We start from the raw sequence: 17338 nt of genomic DNA, 5'->3' as shown, positions 1-17338 counted from the left end.
TCAACGGTCAGATCATCGGCGAAGTGCCGGTCGCCCGTGGCATCCGGCACGTACTTCACGGTGACAACGATCCTCAAGCTCACGCCGGCTCTCCTCGATCAGAGCGTCCTCGGACTGCCCAGTAAAGTTCTACTGCCGTCAACGTATGGCACTGAGTTCCCTCTGTAAAGGTACGTAGTGCCAAAACGGGACGTCCGGTGTTACGTTCCCGGCATGAGCGAGGCGCGTGAGGTCACCGGTCCACCGAAGAAGGCACCCATGCGGGAGGTGCTGGCCGAGGCGGCGTTCCAGCTGTACCTGGAGCGTGGTTTCGAGCGGACGACCGTGGACGACATCGTCGCGCGCGCGGGGGTGGGGCGCCGGTCGTTCTTCCGCTACTTCCCGTCCAAGGAGGACGCGGTCTTCCCGGACCACGAGAGCTGCCTCGCCGACATGACCGCGTTCCTCGACGCGGCCGGAGAGGCCCGCGACGCCGTCGAGGTGGTGTGCGACGGGGCCCGCATCGTGCTGCGCATGTATGCCGCGAACCCGGAATTCTCCGTCCAGCGCTACCGGCTGACGCGCGAGGTCCCCGGCCTGCGCACCTATGAGCTGTCCGTCGTGCGCCGCTACGAGCGCACCCTCGCCGGGTACCTGCGCCGACGCTGGAGCGACACCCCGGACGGCGCCCTGCGCGCGGAGGTCGTCGCCGCGTCCGTGGTCGCCGCGCACAACAACGGCCTGCGCTCCTGGCTCCGTTCGGGCGGCGAGGGGGACGCCGAGGCGGCGGTCGACCAGGCGCTCGGGCTGGTGCGGCGGATGTGGGGCGAGGCGGGGCAGGCGCCCGGTGCGGCGGAGCCGGACGACGAGGTCGTCGTCATGGTGGCCGCCAAGGGCGCGCCCATGTGGCGGGTCATCCAGCGGGTGGAATCGGCGCTGCGGGACGACTGAACCGGCCCTGAAGCGCATAGAGGGTACTGGGTGTCTTTACCGCGCGGCACTGAGTGCCATACGATGCGAGAGGCGTCGCGGCCGCAGCCTCGGCGTACACCGGGCGAGCGCGGGAGGCCGAGAGTGTCGGAGATGGCAGAGGTGTTCGGAAGCCGGATCGGGGCCGGGACCGGGACGGGCGTGATGGCGCCGCCCGCACACCGGGAGACGCCGGGCTTCGCCTACCAGCGGTGCAAGTGGTGTGCCTCGCCGTCGTTCCGGCGGCTGCTGTGCCCGGTGTGCGCGTCGAGCGACCTGGAGACGGAACACAGCGCGGGTCTCGGTGTCGTGGTCCAGTCCCGGGTCGTCCACCGCGGCACCGGCGCGGCCCGCAACGAGTCGCTGGTCCGCTTCCCCGAGGGCTTCGTCGTGCCGTGCCGGATCGTCGGCACGGCACCCCATCTGGTGTGGGTCGGAGCCCCCGTCAGGCCCGCGCGCGGCACCGTCGTCGGTGCCACCGCCGGAGAGGTCGTCTTCGAACTCTGCGAGTACGGGACGGACGACGGGGACAGCCTGCGCCGCTGACCGCCCGACCGTCAGCGCAGGCCGGTGAGGAAGTCGAGCAGCGCGGTGTTCACCTCTTCCGGCCGCTCCTGCTGGATCCAGTGCCCGGCTCCGTCGAGGACGACACGGCCCCGCAGATCGGTCAGGACGCGTTCCATTCTGTCGTCCGGCATGAACCGGGCGACCGGGTCCCGGGAGCCGGTGACGAACAGTGAGGGGCAGTCGATCGTCCGGCCCGCCAGATGCTCCGTCAGGGTCCAGGTCCGGTCGAGGTTGCGGTAGTAGTTCAGTCCGCCGGTGAAGCCGGTCCGGCTGAACTCATCCACGTAGTGGGCGAGTTCGTCCTCGTCCAGCCAGCGCGGCGGCGGCAACTTCTCATCCGGACGGGCCGCCCAGGAGGCCGAGTAGATCTCCCTGGTGACGAGCGTGCGGCGGACGTTCCGCGCGAGCTCGCGGTCGGCGACACCCGGCTCCTGGAACCACACGATGTAGAAGTCGTCGCCGTTCCGCTTGCGCAGCAGCGGGAGCGGCGGCACGGGGGAGCGGGGAGTGGCCGGCACGCTCATCCCCGCGACGGCCCGCACCCGCTCCGGGTACGCCGTGGCCATCTGCCACACCACGATCGCTCCCCAGTCGTGGCCCACGAACACGGCGTCCTCGGCGCCCTCTGCATCGAGCAGCCCGGCGAGATCCGCGCACAGGGTCAGCGCGTCGTACGCGTCCGGGTCGGCCGGGCGGGAACTGCCGCCGTAGCCGCGCATGTCCGGCGCCAGCACCCGGTACCCCGCCGCGGCCAGTGCCCGTACCTGATGGCGCCACGAGAACGCCAGCTCGGGAAAGCCGTGACAGAGCACGACCAGCGGACGGTCCGTGTCTTCGGCGGTGTCGGGTCCCTGCTCGAAGACCCGCAGCGTGATGCCGTTCGTCTCGACGTCGCGCACCGCGACGTCCTCCCACCCGGCCACCGGCGATGGTGTGGGCATGTGCGGAACCTCCAGCTCGTGGGCGTGCTCGATCAAGAAAGCCGAGTGGGTCAGAGTGAAGTCGATCGAGACCGTCCGGCACAAGGGCCACAGTGGTGCGTCGTCGGGCCCGCCCCGGATGCCACCTCACGGCAAGTAGCCAGGGGAACACGAGGGTTGATGGGGCTGGTCCTCCAGGTGAAGGGTGCGCAAGGATGGAGGTATGACCGCGGCCCAGCGCGCCATGTCCGAACTGGGGACATGGCCGAACCTGGTAAGTGGCCCGCCCCGGTGCTCGGTTGGGCACGCCTTCGGCGCTGCGGGCCATGAACTCATCCATTTCCACGCCGACGACTGCGCCGATCTGTATCTGACCTCGTCGGCGGTGCAGCGGCTCCTGCCGCAGCTGCGCCACAGCAGCGCGATCCGGGTGCGGCCGGGCGACTCCTGGATCACCGTCCTCCTGGAGTGCGACACGGACGTCCAGCTGCTGCTCAGCCTGGTGAGCGTCGCGCTCAAGGAGCACGACGCCCACGCCTGCCCGTCCCCGCCCTGCGACTGGGAGCGGCCGAAAGCCTCGTAGGAGCGCTCAGTCCTCGAAGCGGTCGCCGAACTGCTCCAGCCGCGCCTCCTCCAGGTCCAGCACGTGCTGGGCGCCTTGCAGCGCACGGGAGCTGTACGAGCCGCGGGTGCGCGCGGCGAGCAGGGCGTCGCGTTCCGCCGCGACCACCCGCAGCCGCAGCCGGAGATAGACGAGATGGGCGTCGTCGATGCCCCGGAACGCGGCGGCGGCCTTCTCCCGGTCCTCCTCCGAGTCCGCGTCCCGCGGCCGGATCAGACTGTCCTGCCGCACCCGGTCGAGCAGCGCCGGCGGCGCGTCGCCGGTCTGCGCCGCCTCGTCCAGGGAGGCGACCCCGGCGTCGGACATCTCGGTGACCAGCCGCCCGTACTCCTTGCGCAGCCGCTGCGGGTCGTCCCCCGGGATGCGGACGGTACGGATCACGGCGGGCAGCGTCAGACCTTGCAGCAGCAGCGTCGTCACGGCCACGACGAACGCGATCACGATCAACTGGGCGCGGTACTCGGTGTCCTCGGGCAGCGTCTGCGCGGCCGCCACCGTGATCGCGCCCCGCATCCCCGACCAGGCGAGGACCACACCGCCCTGCCAGCCGAGCGTCTCGGTGAGCCGGAAGTCGATGTCGGCGCTCGTGCGCTGCACACGGCGTTCGATGTGCGCCTTCTTGCGCGGGGTGAACCGCTCGCTCAGGTCGAAGGTGTCGAGCCGCTCCTGCATCCGCTCGATCAGCGGCTTCGAGGCGGCGGCCCGCCGCGCGTCGCGGCGCACCAGGGCCACCAGCGGTACCACGAACACCATGCGTACGACGATGACGAGACCGGTGAGGGCCAGACCGTAGAGGATGACGCGGCCCGCGCCGAGCCCGTTGTCGTGGGCGTGCGCCTCGTCGAGGAGCGTCTTGAGGCCGAGCCCCATCAGCAGGAAGATCGAGCTTTCCAGGAGGAAGGCGAGGGTGCGCCAGTTCATCGCCTCGCCGATCCGGTCCTGGGCCCGCAGCAGCCGCGGGCTCAGATGCCCCGTCACCAGGCCGCACACGACGACCGCGAGCACCCCCGACGCGTCGAACTCCTCGGCGGGCACATACGCGACGAACGGCACCACGAAGGAGATCGCCGTGTTGAGCACGGTGTCGTCGAGGAGCGCGCGCACCCGCACGTTGACCAGGCCGACGACCACCCCCACCACGACCGCCAGGGCGACCGAGAAGACGAACTGCCCGGCGACGCCCCACAGGGACACCGCACCGGCCATCGCCGCGACCGCGGAGCGCAGCAGTACGAGCGCGGAGGCGTCGTTGACCAGGCCCTCGCCCTCCAGGAGTGTCAGCAGCCGCGACGGCAGGCCGAGTTTGCGGCCCACCGACGTCGCGGCGACCGCGTCCGTGGGGCTGATCACGGCGCCGAGCGCGAACGCGGCGGGCCAGCCGATGTCCGGCATCAGCAGGTGCAGCAGCCAGCCCGCCCCGAGCGTGGACACCGCCACGAGCAGCACCGCGAGCCCGCCGATGGCCTTGATGTCGCGCCGGAAGTCCTGTGCGGGCATGTTCACGGCCGAGGAGTACAGCAACGGCGGCAGCACGCCCGCCAGGACCCAGTCGGGATCCAGCTGCACCACCGGTACACCCGGGACGAAACTCAGGGCGATGCCCACCACGACCAGGCTGAGCGGTGCGGCGAGGCCCAGACGCTGCGAGAAGGCGGCCACCGCCACGATGCTCGCGACGCCGACGACGGCGATCAGTGTCACTTCCATGGCGGCCTCGTGCCGAACTGTGCAGTCTGGTGCATGCGGGCCATTGTGTCCGCGCCGGTGCCGGACGTGGCGAGAGACGAGGCCGAGATGCGCAAGATCGTCCTGATGATGGGTGTTTCCCTGGACGGGTACACGGAGGGCCCGGGCCGGGAGATCGGCTGGCACCAGGTGGACGCCGCCCTCCATCGGCACATGAACGACGTGCTGCGTTCCATGGGCGGCTTCCTCAGCGGGCGCGTCACCCATGAGCTGATGGCGGACTACTGGCCCGAGGCCGACGCCGACCCGAAGGCGGACCCGGTCGAGGCCGATTTCGCGGAGATCTGGCGCGAGAAGCCGAAGATCGTCTTCTCGCGGACCCTGAAGCCCGGCCCCGCACCGTGGCACACCACCGTCGTCCCCGAGGTGTCCCCGGCCGCCGTCCGCGCCCTCAAGGAGGAGCCCGGCGGCGACCTCAGTCTCGGCGGCGCCGGCCTGTCCGCCACCTTCCTGGAACACGATCTCGTCGACGAGCTCCGGATCTACGTCCACCCCGTCCTGATCGGCGCGGGCAACCGACTCTTCCCGGACGGACCGTTCGCCCCGTCGACCCTGCACCTCGTGGAGACCCGCGGCTTCGACAACGGGGTCGTCCTGCTCCGCTACGAACGGGTCACCGGGTGACCGGAGCGGGGGCAGCCGGATATCGCTGTGGGTGAAGTCCGCTGTTCCCGCGCGGAGCTGCGCCTAGGCTGGCGTGATGAGCGCCCACGAGACCCGCAGGCCCCGAGCCGCCCTCGCCCCCGAGCCGCTGTGGCGGCACGTCGTCGGAGATGTCCTGCGCCGCCGTCGGCGCGCCCAGGGACGGACGTTGCAGGACGTGGCCGACGTCGCCGGGATCTCCATGCCCTACCTCTCCGAGATGGAGCGCGGCCGCAAGGAGGCCTCCTCGGAGATGCTCGCCGCCGTGGCCGGGGCGCTCGGGCTCGGCCTGGTCGACGTACTGGCGCTGGCACAGGGCGAATTGGCGCGCGCGGCCCAGGGGCGCCGGACCGTCGCCGTCACCACGGCCGTCTCCGTCACCTCCGCCGTCTCCGGCACCGCGGCGGTCGCCGTGCGCGGGGCAGGTCAGGCCCGGGGGCGCGGCACGGTCTGCCTGGCGGCCTGAAAACCGGTCCGCACCCGGTGCCGCCGGACACTCAGTCGCCGAGCAAGTGGCGTACGAGGACCGGGACGTGGCTGTGTTCGATCTCCTTGACCGAGGTCACCAGCGTGACCCGGCCCCGCCGGGCCAGCTCCCGGACATGGGACACGAGCCCGGCGCGCACGGGATCGGCCAGCTCGGCGGCGTAGCGCTCGGCGAAGGTGTCGTACCGCCCGTCGCGGTCCTCGTGGTACCAGGTCCGCAGCTCCCTGGACGGCGCGATGTCCCGCAGCCACTCGTCGACGGCGGCCCGCTCCTTGGAGATGCCGCGCGGCCACAGCCGGTCGACCAGCAGCCGGGTGCCGTCGGCCGGGGCGGGCGGGTCGTAGACACGGCGTACGGCGATGCGGTCCGGCTGTGCGTGGGTGCTCATGGGGTCATTGTCGGGCGGATCCACGGCCCGACGAGCGCTGTCCCCCGTTCGGCGCAGCCCGGATGGCCGAACGCCGTGCCCTGTGCGAAGAGTCGGACATGACCCAAGCACCGTACGACCCTCAGGCCCCGCACCAGACGCCCGCCGCCGACGGCCCGTCCCCCGACCAGGGACCGCTCGGCAGACTCGCGCAGAACGCGTGGCAGGCCGTGCTGCTCATGGGCGTCGCCTCCCTGATCCTGGGCGTCCTCGTCCTGGTCTGGCCGGGCGCCTCGCTGTGGGCGGCGGGCGTGCTGTTCGGCATCTACCTCGTGGTCAGCGGCGTCTTCCAGCTGGTCTCCGCCTTCGGCCGGCACGTCACCGCAGGGCTGCGGGTCGTCGCGTTCATCAGCGGCGCCGTGTCCGTGCTCCTCGGCCTCTTCTGCTTCCGCGGGGCCATGCAGTCGACCCTGCTGCTCGCCCTGTGGATCGGTATCGGCTGGCTGTTCCGCGGCATCACCCAGACCGTCGCCGCGGCCGCCGACGCGACCGTGCCCGCGCGCGGCTGGCAGATCTTCCTCGGCGTGGTCACCGCCCTGGCCGGCATCGTTCTGATCGACTCGCCGTTCGAGTCGGTCGCGGTGCTCACCCTGGTCGGCGGTCTGTGGCTGCTCGTGGTCGGCGTGGTGGAGATCGTCACGGCGTTCGCCGTGCGCGGCAAGGCCAAGAAGATCCCGCACGGGGTGTGAACGCCCGACGGTCCCGCCGCGCGTCGCGGCGGGACCGTCCAAGGAGCGAGGCCGTCGTTCACACGCCGACGGTCTCCTCCAGCTCCTCCTCGACGGCGTCCTCCCCGGCGTTCTCCTCGGCGTTCTCCCCGGCGTTCTCCTCGGCGTTCTCCTCCGGAGCGGCGGCAACAGGGGAAGCGGGCGTCGCGGCGGGAGCGGGTGCCGCGTGGCGTGCCGGGGTCGTGCGCTCCCGCCGGTGCTCGGCCAGTGCCGCGATGCCGGTGACGACGAGGCCGACGGCCAGCCACGCCACCAGGGTCCACAGGTTCCGCGCCAGGTCGTGGTGGCCGAAGTAGATCAGGCTGCGCGCTCCCTCGACGAAACCGGCGCCGTTCCAGAAGGCGTGCAGGGTGCCGAAGAAGCCGTTCTGCAGCTCGGGCCGGAAGATCCCGCCGGAGCTGGTGAAGTTCAGCATCACGAACAGCACCATCACGCCGAGCGTCGTCCACCGCTTCAGGAACGTGTGCAGGCCGACGCCGATGAAGAGGATGCCCGCCGAGTACAGCCAGGCCATGCCCCACAGACCCCACAGGTTCGTGTGGGCGAGGTGGAAGAGGGGTCCCGCGAAAGCAGCGCCGATCAGGCTGACCACGCCCGAGACACCGACCACGAGCAGTGCCCTGGCCCGCATCCGCAGGGCGGCTCCGGCGCCGCCGAGCACCGCCACGGAGGCGTACGAGCCGATGCTGAGCGCGACGAGCAGGAAGAACAGTCCCTGGCCCGTCGGGTCGTCGTCCACCGTGGGCACCACGTCCGTGACCTTCAGCGGCTCACCCTGTTCGGCGGCGACCGGCGTGAAGATCTTCTGGACGACGGAGACCGTGGTGTCCGAGCCGGCCGACGCCACGATCAGCTCGGGCGCCCCGGCGCCCTTGCCCGCCAGGACGTAGGCGCCGTCGATGTCCCGGGTCTTGAGCAGGCCGACGGCGTCGGACCGGTCGTCGAGCGTACGGACGTCGAGCGCGTCGCCCGCCTTGTCCTTGACGGTCTGCGCGAAGACCTTCGCCTCGGCGCCCGAGCCGACGACGGCGACGGGCAGGTGGTGCGGCTCGGGGTGGGCGAACGCGCCCAGATACGCCAGGCCCATGCCCACGCACATCAGGAGCGGGGTGAGCAGATGCGTCAGCACGTGACGCAGCGCGGGATTGCGCGCGGGCATGAGCGGGACCTCCTGGGTTGGCTTATACAACTCTTACGTCAGTTGTACTGTACAACCGGTTGGGGAGGGCGGGGCGCCGCAGAGGCTGTGAGCATGCCCACGCGCGGGGCGGGGCGGGGGAGCGGGAGGGGTGGGATCAGGCGGGCCGCGGCAGCGGGCGGTCCTCCAGGTCGAGGGGCGGACGGTCGCGGAATTCCTCGCTCCGCCGCTCGTACGCCTGGAGGCGCTCACGCAGCGCGTGCAGCCTGCGGCCCGTCTCGTACAGATAGCGGACCTTCGTCCGTATCACCCACGGGTCGACGGGCTTGACGACGTAGTCGGCGACGCCGAGCTCGAAGGCCTTCGCCGCCAGGGCGGGGTCCCGGCCCGCGCCCGTGATCATCATGATCGGTATGTCCTGGGTCTGCTCCAGACGGTTCATGTACTGGGCGACCTCGAAGCCGCTGAGGTCGGGCATGAGCACATCGAGCAGGACCACGGCGACGCCGCCGCGCAGGACCGTCTTGAGGGCGTCGTCCCCGGAGCTCGCACGGTCCATCGGGTAGCCGAGTGGAGCGAGCGCGCTCTCCATCGCGAAGAGCGTGTCGTCGCGGTCGTCGACGACGAGGATCTTGGGCTGTGCAACGGTGGGCATCGCCAGTGGCCTCCCCTCGCCGGCACCGACAGCATATGCCGGAACGCAGGGGATGGAAGAGGCTGTCAGTCCTCTCCGCGCACCAGATTCCACTCGTAATCCGGCTCATGATCGGGCCCGTTCGGCTCCGCGTCGTCGCGGTGTGCGGGGCGGCAGGTGCGGACCCTGCCCTTGACCTCGCGTTTGGTCTCTGCCGGGTGCGGCGGCCGTACGGTCGCGGTCATGCTCGTTCCTCTTTTCAATCTCTCTCGGTCATATTTGGTCGAATTGTTTTGTAGACAACTCGGTAGACGGTCCTGAAACGCCAACGCGCGGCACGAGGCTCGTTGTTGGTCCGTGGCGGTGCGTGCGCGCCGGTTGCGGGTACCCCGGTGGTCGCGCACCAACCGGTCGCGCTGTCCCGTACCGCCCTCCGGTCGCCCTCCCGCCGACGTGAGAAGCCGGCAGGTTTGGCCGTCCCGGATCGGGCTACCCGCCCTCTCCGCTCGCACGATCCGTGGAAGGGAGCCGGGCCGTGATCCCCCTGGCGAAGCAGGCCGACCCCCGTGCCGAGGAGCCCCGGAGCGCGGAACGCGCGGCGGCGGACGAACCGCCCAAGGATCTGCTCGTGCGCTACCTCGAGGACCGCTTCGCCTGCGCCCAGTCCTGCGCCGAATGCGCCCGCGCCTGCGCCGTGCGGGTGAGCGCCACCGACCGGGCGGACATCGCCGCCGCGACGCGGGGCCCCGGCCGCCCGCCGGCCGCGGGCGCCGATCCGGACGCCGGCCGCAGGGTGTCCCCGGAGCCGCGGCGCACCCTGCTGCTCTGCGTCGAGGTCTGCGACGCGACCTGCCGGCTGCTGTCGGAGGAGGCGCTCCGGGACGAGTACGCCCTGCGCCTCCAGGTCGAGTGGTGCCGCACCGTCGCCCTGGAGTGCGCGCACGCCTGCGACCGGGACCCGGACGCCGAGGGCTGTGCGCAACGCTGCCGGGCGTGCGCGCGGGCCTGCTCCGACTTCCTGGCGACACTGGGCTGAACCCCGGGCCCAGGTGGGGCCGTCCCTGCCATTCACAATTTCTGGAACGGGTTCTACTGTGTGCGCCGTCGAACCGTGCCTGAAAGACCGTCAGGCGCCGCCCAGTTGACCGCCAGGAGGGGCCGTGCACCTCGAATACACGCCTGAGCAGCAGCAGTTGCGCACCGAGCTGCGTGCCTACTTCGCCGAGCTGGTGCCCGACAACGCCTACGCCCGTTACGAGGACCCGGCCGCCCAGAAGCGCTTCTACCGGGAGACGGTGCGCCGCCTGGGCTCCGACGGCTGGCTCGGGGTGGGCTGGCCCAAGGAGTACGGCGGCCGCGGCCTGACCCCGATGGAACAGTTCATCTTCTTCGACGAGGCCGCCCAGGCGGGCGTGCCGCTGCCGCTGATGGCGCTCAACACCGTAGGCCCGACGATCATGCAGTTCGGCACCGACGAACAGAAGGAGTACTTCCTCCCGAAGATCCTCGCCGGGGAGATCGACTTCGCCATCGGCTACAGCGAGCCGGACGCGGGCACCGACCTCGCGGCGCTCAGGACGAAGGCGGTCCGCGAGGGCGACGAGGCCACCGGGCACTACACGGTCGACGGCCAGAAGATCTGGACCACCAACGGCGACACCGCCGACTGGGTCTGGCTCGCCGTGCGCACCGACCCCGACGCCCCGTCCCACAAGGGCATCACCATGCTGCTCGTCCCGACGTCGGACCCCGGCTACTCCTGCACCGTCATCAACACCCTCGCCTCGCACGACACCACGGCGAGCTACTACGAGAACATCCGGGTGCCCGCCGCGCGCCGGGTCGGCGAGGAGAACAAGGGCTGGCGCCTGATCACCAACCAGCTCAACCACGAACGCGTCACCCTCGCCGCCCACGGCACCATGGCCATCCGCGCCCTGCACGACGTCCAGCGCTGGGCCATGGACACCAAGCTCGCCGACGGGCGCCGCGTCATCGACCTCGGCTGGGTCAGGAAGCGCCTCGCGCAGACCCACACCAAGCTCGACGCGATGAAACTCCTCAACTGGCAGATGGTGAACGCCGTCCAGCAGGGCACCCTCATGCCGCAGGACGCCTCCGCCGTGAAGGTCTACGGCTCCGAGGTGCGCCGCGACGCCTACGCGTGGCTGATGGAGGTGGTGGGCGCCGCCGGAGCACTGAAGGAGGGGAGCGTCGGCGCCGTCCTCCACGGCGAACTCGAACGCGGCTACCGCTCGGCCGTCATCTTCACCTTCGGCGGCGGCAACAACGAGATCCAGCGCGAGATCATCTCGTGGATCGGGCTCGGGATGCCGAGGGTGCGCCGCTGACCGCCGGACGGGCGGTTCCGCCGGGCGCCGGGGTCCTGGACGGCGTACACCCGCGCACGGCACACGCCTGAGTACGCGTACTCAGACCCCCTGCGTCGCAGCGCCCTCCCGGGACGTGGGGACGCTCCCGAGGATGGGACGGACCCGCCCCCGCTCGGAAAGAGATCCTCATGGGCCGTCCTCTGCAGCTGCGCACCGTCGTTCCGGACGACCGCGACTGGATTCACGAGCTGCGGCACCGGGTGTACGCAAGGGAGTTGGGGCAGCACGCGCCGCGGCCGGACGGGCGGCTGAGCGACGGGCTCGACGGGGACAACGTCTATCTGGTCGTGACCCGCGGCGCCGTGCGGGTCGGGTTCGTGAGTGTGACGCCCCCCTGGGCGGGCCGGTTCGGGCTCGACACGTACGTGCAGCGGGACGAGCTTCCGTTGCTGTGCGAGGCCGACACCTTCGAGGTGCGCATCCTCACCGTCGAGCCCGAGGAGCGGGCGAGCGCGGTGGCGCCGCTGCTGATGTACGCGGCGCTGCGCTGGATCGCCTCCCGCGGCGGCCGGCACGTCGTGGCCATGGGCCGCACGGAGGTGCTCGGCCTGTACCTGGCCGCGGGCCTGCGTCCCGTCGGGCGCACGGTGCGCTGCGGAGCGGTGACGTTCGAGGTGCTGACCGGGGCGGTCGACGCGCTGACCCGGGGCGTCCTCGACCGGCACCCGGCCGCCCTGGAGCGGCTGCGCTCCACCGTGGACTGGCGGCTCGACGTGCCGTTCGCCCCGGGCCCCGACGGCTGCGACCACGGCGGCGCCTCCTTCACCGCCGTCGGCACCGACTTCCGCACCCTGCACCGGCGCCGCCGGATCGTCGCGGCCGATGTGCTGGACGCCTGGTTCCCGCCCGCGCCGGAGGTGAGCGCCGCGCTCACCGACGATCCCTCCTGGCTGGCCCGCACCTCACCACCGGCCGACGCCGCGGGCCTGATCGCGGAGATAGCGGCGGTGCGCCGTCTGCCGCAGGAGGCGCTGTGCGTCGGCGCGGGCTCCTCCGACCTCATCTACCGGGCCTTCGGCCACCTGCTCGGCCCCGACAGCCGGGTGCTCCTCATCGACCCCGGCTACGGCGAGTACGCCCATGTCACCGAGCGGGTCATCGGCTGCCACGTGGACCGGCTGCGACTGCGCCGCGCGGACGACTGGCGCATCGACCCGCGGCGGCTCACCGAGGCCGTCGCCACCGGCCGGTACGACCTCGTGGTCGTCGTCAACCCGAACAACCCCACCGGCCGGCACGCGCCCGCCGCCGACCTGCGCGCCGCGATCGACGCCGCGCCGGACCGCACCCGCTGGTGGATCGACGAGGCATACCTGGGCTACGTCGACCCCAAAGATGCCAGGGAAGCAGAGGAGACCGAGGGCGCCGGCGACGCCGAGGGCGACGACGTCTCGCTCGCGTCGTTCGCCGCGGCCGATCCCCGCGTCATCGTCTGCACCTCCCTGTCCAAGATGTACGCCCTGTCCGGCCTGCGGGCCGCCTATCTGGTGGCCGCCCCGGACACCGCCGCTCGCCTGCGACGGTGGACGCCGCCCTGGCCGGTGAGCCTGCCCGCGCAACGGGCCGCGGTCGCGGCGCTGGGCGAACCCGCCTACTACCGGGAACGCCGGCTCCAGACCCGGGCGCTGCGCCACCGGCTCGCCCTCGAACTCGCCGAGCTGGACGAGGGCGTGCTCGTGGACGAGGGCATCGCGAACTTCGTCAACCTCACCCTGCCGGCCGGCGGGCCGAGCGCCGCGCAGTTCGTCCACGAGTGCCGCCGCCACGACGTCTACCTGCGCGACCTGTCGCCGCTGTCCGCGCTCTACGAGGGGCGCACCGTGCGGGTCGCCGTCAAGGACGCCGCGGAGAACGCCCGCATCGTGGCCGCCTGCCAGGCTGCCCTCGATGTGCTGGTTCCGCCGGTGCCGCTCCCGGGCGAGCCGGTCACCGGAACCGTGCGGTGACCACGGTCGCCTCCCTGGCGCCCTGGCTCGGCGGGGCGCTGGCCCTGGCCGGTGCGGGCGTGGCCGCGTCCCGGCGCCGCGAGCTGATGGTCCGCTGGTGCGCGTGGGCGGTGGGGGTGCCGGCGGTCACCGGCGCGTTCTGGCTCGGGCCCCCGGGCGTCGCGGCCGTGGCCACGGCGGCCGCGCTGATCGCCGTCCACGAGTTCGGCGGGCTCCTGAATCTGCCGAGGGTCGATCGGGCGGTGCTCTCCGCGGCGGTCGCGGCCGTGATCCTCTCCGCCTGGCTCGCTCCCGGCGAGACCCTGCGGGCGGCCGCCGCCGGGGCCCTCGCGGTGGTCGCGGTACCGCTGCTGTCCGGCGACGCCGACCAGGGCCTGCGCCGCGCCACCGGCGCACTGTTCGGACTCGCCTGGCTGAGCCTGCTCGCTGCGCTCCTGCCGCTCGGGGCCGACGCGCTCGCCCTGTTCGTCGCGGTGTCCGTCGCCGACATCACCGCCTACTTCGCGGGCCGGCGACTCGGCGGCCCCCGTCTGTCACCGCTCTCCCCGGCCAAACGCTGGAGCGGCACCCTGGCCGGGGCCGCGGCGGGCGTCGGTGCGCTCGCCCTCCTCGGCGCGGCCGACTGGCGGACGGCACTGGCCGTGGCGGCCGGCGGACCGGCGGGCGACCTCGTCGAGTCCATGGTCAAGCGCGGCGCCCACCAGAAGGACGCGGGCCGCTGGCTGCCCGGCTCCGGCGGACTCCTCGACCGGGTCGACTCCCTCCTCGGCGCGCTCGCCGTCCTCCTGGTCCTGAACTGAACGGGCCGGTCGGCAGCCGCACCGGTCGCCCCGGATGCCCGCGGGTACCCTGCGATCAGGAGGTGGGGCATGCGCGACGACGCGGACCCGGGACTCTTCGGACCCGACTCGGTGACCTGGCAGGTCCACGCCGACCCCATGATGTGGATCGCGGGCATCCGCGCCCTCTACCTCCAGGCACTGCACCCCCGCGCCGTGCGCGGCGTGATGCAGAACTCCGATTTCCGGCGCGACGCCTGGGGCCGCCTGATGCGTACGGCGAGCTTCGTCGGCACCACCACGTACGGCACCACCGAGGCGGCGGAGCGGGCCGGGGCGCGCGTGCGCGGCATCCACCGCCGGCTGTCGGCCACCGACCCCGCCACGGGCGAGCGCTACGGCGTCGACGAACCCGGACTGCTGCTGTGGGTGCACTGCGCGGAGATCGACTCCTATCTGCACGTCGCCCGCCGCTCCGGCTTCCGGCTCACCGACGCGCAGGCGGACCGCTACATCGCCGAACACCGCACCAGCGCCCGCCTCGTCGGCCTCGACCCCGACGACGTACCCGCCGACCAGGCGCGCATGAGGGCCTACTTCGAGCAGGTGGGACCCGAGCTGGCCGCGGGAGCCGAGGCCCGTACCGTCGACGACTTCCTCCAACGACCGCCCACGCACCCACTGTTGAAACCCGCGCGCGACGTGCTCTGGCGGCGCGTGGCGAACCTCGCCTACGCCTCCCTGCCGCCGTACGCCCACATCCTGTACGGCAGGCCCGCCCCCGCACCGGCCGTCGTCACCCGCCGCCTGCGCGCCACCGGCAGCGCCCTGCGCCGGATTCCCGACCGTGCGCGCTGGCAACTGCCGCCGAAACACATCCTGCGGGCCATGGCCAGACTTGGCCCCGACGCGCGCCCGGCCCCGTACAAAGTCGACAGATGGGTAGCCATACTGGACTGAGACCCTGCCCGGGGAGGGCGCTGGAGCGAGGCGACGGGGGCGATGGCGGACGATGCCGGAGTTGGGGGAGAACCGCGACGCCAGGCTGATCCACGGGCGGTACCGGCTGCTCGACCGGATCGGCCGGGGCGGTATGGGCGAGGTGTGGCGGGCGCGGGACGAGTCACTGGGCCGGCACGTCGCCGTGAAGTGCCTCAAGCCCCTCGGACCGCAGCGCGACCAGTCCTTCACCCGGATCCTGCGGGAGCGCTTCCGCAGAGAGGCCAGGGTGGCCGCCGGACTCCAGCACCGCGGCATCACCGTCGTGCACGACTTCGGCGAGTACGAGGGCGTCCTCTATCTGGTGATGGAGCTCCTGGACGGCAAGAACCTCAGCCAGCTCCTGGAGGAGAACCGGCACCATCCGTTCGCCGTGGACGAGGTCGTCGACGTCGCCGAGCAGATCGCCGCCGCGCTCGCCTACACCCATGAGCAGGACATCGTCCACCGCGACCTGAAACCGGCGAACATCGTCCGGCTCACCGACGGCACCGCCAAGATCTGCGACTTCGGCATCGCCCGCCTCGGCCACGACATCGGCTTCACCGCCCGCCTCACCGGCACCGGCATCGCCATGGGCACCCCGCACTACATGTCGCCCGAGCAGATCGGCGGCACGCACGTCGACGAGCGCAGCGACCTGTACTCCCTGGGCTGCGTCCTGTACGAGATCGCCACCGGCGCGCCGCCGTTCGACCTGGACGACGCCTGGGCCGTGCTCGTCGGCCACCGCGACACCGAGCCCGAGCCGCCGCGCAGCCACCGCCCCGACCTGCCCGCCTACGTCGAGCGGATCATCCTCGACCTGCTCGCCAAGGACCCCGACCAACGGCCCCGCGACGCACGGGAGGTGGGCCGGCGCATCGCGGCGGGGCGCACCGCGCGCGCGACCTACGTCCCCACGGTGCGGGCCCCGCAGATCGTGCCGTACCCCGCGACACATGTGGTGCGCGCGCCCCAGGACGGGTACGAACCGCAGGAACCGCGTCTGCCGTCCTGGACGCGCGGCATGACCACGGGCCACAAGGCCACCAGCGGCTCGGGCCTGCGCGTGACCCCGCCGGACAGTGCCGCCGGCCTCACCGGCGAATGGATTCCGCGCCCGCCCGTGCCCGCGACGACCCGTCCGTTTCCGGCCGAACTCGCCGACCCGGCACACGAGGTGACGGCCCGGCTCGTCTCCCGGCACAACGCGGCCCTCAGCCTCGGCCGGCTCGGTCGCTGGGCCGAGGCGGGGGAGATGCACCGGGCCGTCGCCGCCGAACGCGAGCGGGTGCTCGGGCCCGAGCACCCCGACACCCTCACCAGCCGCTACGAGGCCGCCTTCAGCCTCAGCCGCACGGGCCGCGTCACGGACGCGCTGGGGGAGTACCGGCACGTGGTGGAGGGCCGGGCCCGCGTCCTCGGCCCCGAGCACCCCGACACCCTCGCCGCGCGGCAGGAAGTGGCGTACGTCCTGGGCAAGCTGGGCCGTCACCCCGAGGCGCACCAGGTGTACACGGAGGTGCTCGCGGCCCGGGAGCACGCGATGGGGCCCGATCACCCGGACACTCTGCGCTGCCGTCACAACCTCGCCTTCAACCTCAGCCGGCTGGGCCGTCTGGAGGAGTCGTACCGGATGGCGAGCCAGGTCGCGCAGGCCCGCGCCCGTGTCCTCGGCCCCGACCACCCCGACACCCTCGTCACGCGCTGCGAAGTCGGCTACACCCTGGGGCAGTTGGGCCGCTGGAGCGACGCCCTGCAGACCTACCGCGAGGTCGCCGCGGCGCGTGCGGAGGCCATGGGGCCCGGTCACCCCGACACCCTCGCCGTCCGCTACGAGGTCGGCATCAGCCTCGGCCGTCTGGGCCGCAGCGCCGAAGCCCTCACCCTCTACCGGGACCTGATCGACGACCGCGACCGCGTCAGCGGCCCGCACGACCCCGAGACGCTGCGCGCCCGCCACGGCCTCGGCGTCAATCTCGGCCGACTGGCGCGCTGGGAGGAGGCCCTGGCCGAGGCCCGCGAGGTCTGCGCGATCCGCGAGCGGGTGCTCGGCCCCGACCACGTCGACACCCTCGTCAGCCGCCGCGAGATCGCGGTCGGCCTGGGCTGGCTCGGCCGCTGGCAGGACGCGCTCACCGAGTACCGGACGGTGGCGGACGCCCGCGCGCGGGTCCTGGGCGAGACCCACCCCGACGCCCTGGCCAGCCGCAACGACGAGGCCCACTGCCTGGAACAACTGGGCCGCGGCCCCGAGGCGACGGAGCTGTACCGCCGCGTGGCGGCCCAGCGGCGCCGCGGATAGAGCGCGTGCCGCGCGGCCACCGGCCGGGGCGCAGGCCGCACCCTGGCTGTCGTGGACATCCGCGTGCTACCAAGA

Annotated in this window: 18 protein-coding genes and 1 pseudogene; 12 read left to right on the top strand and 7 right to left on the bottom strand. The window is 72.4% G+C overall.

Features of this window, described 5'->3' with window-relative positions; all coding sequences use genetic code 11:
* A pseudogene (locus ABT127_RS38045) lies at window positions 1–83 on the bottom strand (electron transfer flavoprotein subunit beta); the annotation flags it as partial.
* A gap of 130 nt (window positions 84–213) precedes the next feature.
* Here ABT127_RS38045 and ABT127_RS38040 point away from each other — a divergent pair.
* Complete coding sequence (locus ABT127_RS38040) at window positions 214–930, top strand: TetR family transcriptional regulator (protein ID WP_351460736.1); 717 nt, start codon at window positions 214–216, stop codon at window positions 928–930.
* Window positions 931–1113: 183 nt separating this feature from the next.
* The gene (locus tag ABT127_RS38035) at window positions 1114–1494 is read left to right on the top strand and encodes a Zn-ribbon domain-containing OB-fold protein (RefSeq protein WP_351460743.1); all 381 of its coding nucleotides are present in this window, start codon (window positions 1114–1116) and stop codon (window positions 1492–1494) included.
* Between the two features lie 11 nt (window positions 1495–1505).
* Here the strand turns inward: ABT127_RS38035 and ABT127_RS38030 are convergent, their stop codons facing one another.
* The gene (locus ABT127_RS38030; protein ID WP_351460733.1) at window positions 1506–2456 is read right to left on the bottom strand and encodes an alpha/beta fold hydrolase; all 951 of its coding nucleotides are present in this window, start codon (window positions 2454–2456) and stop codon (window positions 1506–1508) included.
* Window positions 2457–2658: 202 nt separating this feature from the next.
* Here ABT127_RS38030 and ABT127_RS38025 point away from each other — a divergent pair, with 202 nt between their 5' ends.
* Window positions 2659–3018 (top strand): luciferase domain-containing protein, encoded by a 360-nt coding sequence (locus tag ABT127_RS38025; protein ID WP_351460731.1) that lies wholly within the window; start codon window positions 2659–2661, stop codon window positions 3016–3018.
* A gap of 6 nt (window positions 3019–3024) precedes the next feature.
* On the opposite strand, the gene ABT127_RS38020 is transcribed toward ABT127_RS38025, so the two are convergent.
* The gene (locus tag ABT127_RS38020; protein ID WP_351460728.1) at window positions 3025–4764 is read right to left on the bottom strand and encodes a cation:proton antiporter; all 1740 of its coding nucleotides are present in this window, start codon (window positions 4762–4764) and stop codon (window positions 3025–3027) included.
* A gap of 87 nt (window positions 4765–4851) precedes the next feature.
* Here ABT127_RS38020 and ABT127_RS38015 point away from each other — a divergent pair, with 87 nt between their 5' ends.
* Both ABT127_RS38015 and ABT127_RS38010 read left to right on the top strand, forming a co-directional pair.
* Window positions 4852–5427: a dihydrofolate reductase family protein gene (locus ABT127_RS38015; RefSeq protein WP_351460741.1), complete on the top strand. Its 576-nt coding sequence runs from the start codon at window positions 4852–4854 to the stop codon at window positions 5425–5427.
* A 76-nt stretch (window positions 5428–5503) separates the two neighbouring features.
* On the top strand, window positions 5504–5911 hold the full coding sequence (locus ABT127_RS38010; RefSeq protein ID WP_351460725.1) for a helix-turn-helix domain-containing protein: 408 nt from the start codon (window positions 5504–5506) through the stop codon (window positions 5909–5911).
* 31 nt (window positions 5912–5942) lie between these two features.
* Here ABT127_RS38010 and ABT127_RS38005 read toward each other — a convergent pair whose 3' ends face one another.
* Complete coding sequence (locus ABT127_RS38005) at window positions 5943–6320, bottom strand: DUF488 domain-containing protein (RefSeq protein ID WP_351460723.1); 378 nt, start codon at window positions 6318–6320, stop codon at window positions 5943–5945.
* Window positions 6321–6418: 98 nt separating this feature from the next.
* Between ABT127_RS38005 and ABT127_RS38000 the strand changes: the two genes are divergently transcribed.
* The gene (locus ABT127_RS38000; RefSeq protein ID WP_351460720.1) at window positions 6419–7048 is read left to right on the top strand and encodes an HdeD family acid-resistance protein; all 630 of its coding nucleotides are present in this window, start codon (window positions 6419–6421) and stop codon (window positions 7046–7048) included.
* 58 nt (window positions 7049–7106) lie between these two features.
* Here the strand turns inward: ABT127_RS38000 and ABT127_RS37995 are convergent, their stop codons facing one another.
* From ABT127_RS37995 to ABT127_RS37985, 3 genes are all read right to left on the bottom strand, one after another.
* The gene (locus tag ABT127_RS37995; protein WP_351460717.1) at window positions 7107–8246 is read right to left on the bottom strand and encodes a hypothetical protein; all 1140 of its coding nucleotides are present in this window, start codon (window positions 8244–8246) and stop codon (window positions 7107–7109) included.
* 136 nt (window positions 8247–8382) lie between these two features.
* Window positions 8383–8880 carry a response regulator gene (locus ABT127_RS37990; RefSeq protein WP_351460715.1) on the bottom strand — a complete coding sequence of 166 codons (498 nt, stop codon included), beginning with the start codon at window positions 8878–8880 and terminating at the stop codon, window positions 8383–8385.
* Window positions 8881–8945: 65 nt separating this feature from the next.
* Window positions 8946–9104 carry a hypothetical protein gene (locus ABT127_RS37985; RefSeq protein WP_351460712.1) on the bottom strand — a complete coding sequence of 53 codons (159 nt, stop codon included), beginning with the start codon at window positions 9102–9104 and terminating at the stop codon, window positions 8946–8948.
* A gap of 377 nt (window positions 9105–9481) precedes the next feature.
* Between ABT127_RS37985 and ABT127_RS37980 the strand changes: the two genes are divergently transcribed.
* The 6 genes from ABT127_RS37980 (at window position 9482) to ABT127_RS37955 (ending at window position 17263) form a co-directional block, all read left to right on the top strand.
* Window positions 9482–9895 (top strand): four-helix bundle copper-binding protein, encoded by a 414-nt coding sequence (locus ABT127_RS37980; protein ID WP_351460738.1) that lies wholly within the window; start codon window positions 9482–9484, stop codon window positions 9893–9895.
* A gap of 124 nt (window positions 9896–10019) precedes the next feature.
* Window positions 10020–11210, top strand: a complete 1191-nt coding sequence (locus ABT127_RS37975; protein ID WP_351460710.1) for an acyl-CoA dehydrogenase family protein — start codon at window positions 10020–10022, stop codon at window positions 11208–11210.
* Between the two features lie 170 nt (window positions 11211–11380).
* Window positions 11381–13198, top strand: coding sequence for a histidinol-phosphate aminotransferase family protein (locus ABT127_RS37970; protein WP_351460707.1), 1818 nt, complete (start codon window positions 11381–11383; stop codon window positions 13196–13198).
* Window positions 13195–13998: a phosphatidate cytidylyltransferase gene (locus ABT127_RS37965; protein WP_351460704.1), complete on the top strand. Its 804-nt coding sequence runs from the start codon at window positions 13195–13197 to the stop codon at window positions 13996–13998. The genes ABT127_RS37970 and ABT127_RS37965 overlap by 4 nt, the downstream gene beginning before the upstream one ends.
* Before the next feature lie 69 nt (window positions 13999–14067).
* Entirely contained in the window at window positions 14068–14937 is an 870-nt protein-coding gene (locus ABT127_RS37960) for an oxygenase MpaB family protein (RefSeq protein ID WP_351460702.1), read from the top strand.
* Window positions 14938–14989: 52 nt separating this feature from the next.
* Window positions 14990–17263, top strand: a complete 2274-nt coding sequence (locus ABT127_RS37955) for a serine/threonine-protein kinase (protein WP_351460699.1) — start codon at window positions 14990–14992, stop codon at window positions 17261–17263.
* Window positions 17264–17338: the final 75 nt, after the last annotated feature.

This window comes from Streptomyces sp. NPDC001904 (assembly GCF_040297005.1).
Classification (GTDB): Bacteria; Actinomycetota; Actinomycetes; order Streptomycetales; family Streptomycetaceae; genus Streptomyces.
Note: the sequence above shows the minus strand (reverse complement) of the source record. Positions and strands in the feature narration are given on the sequence as shown.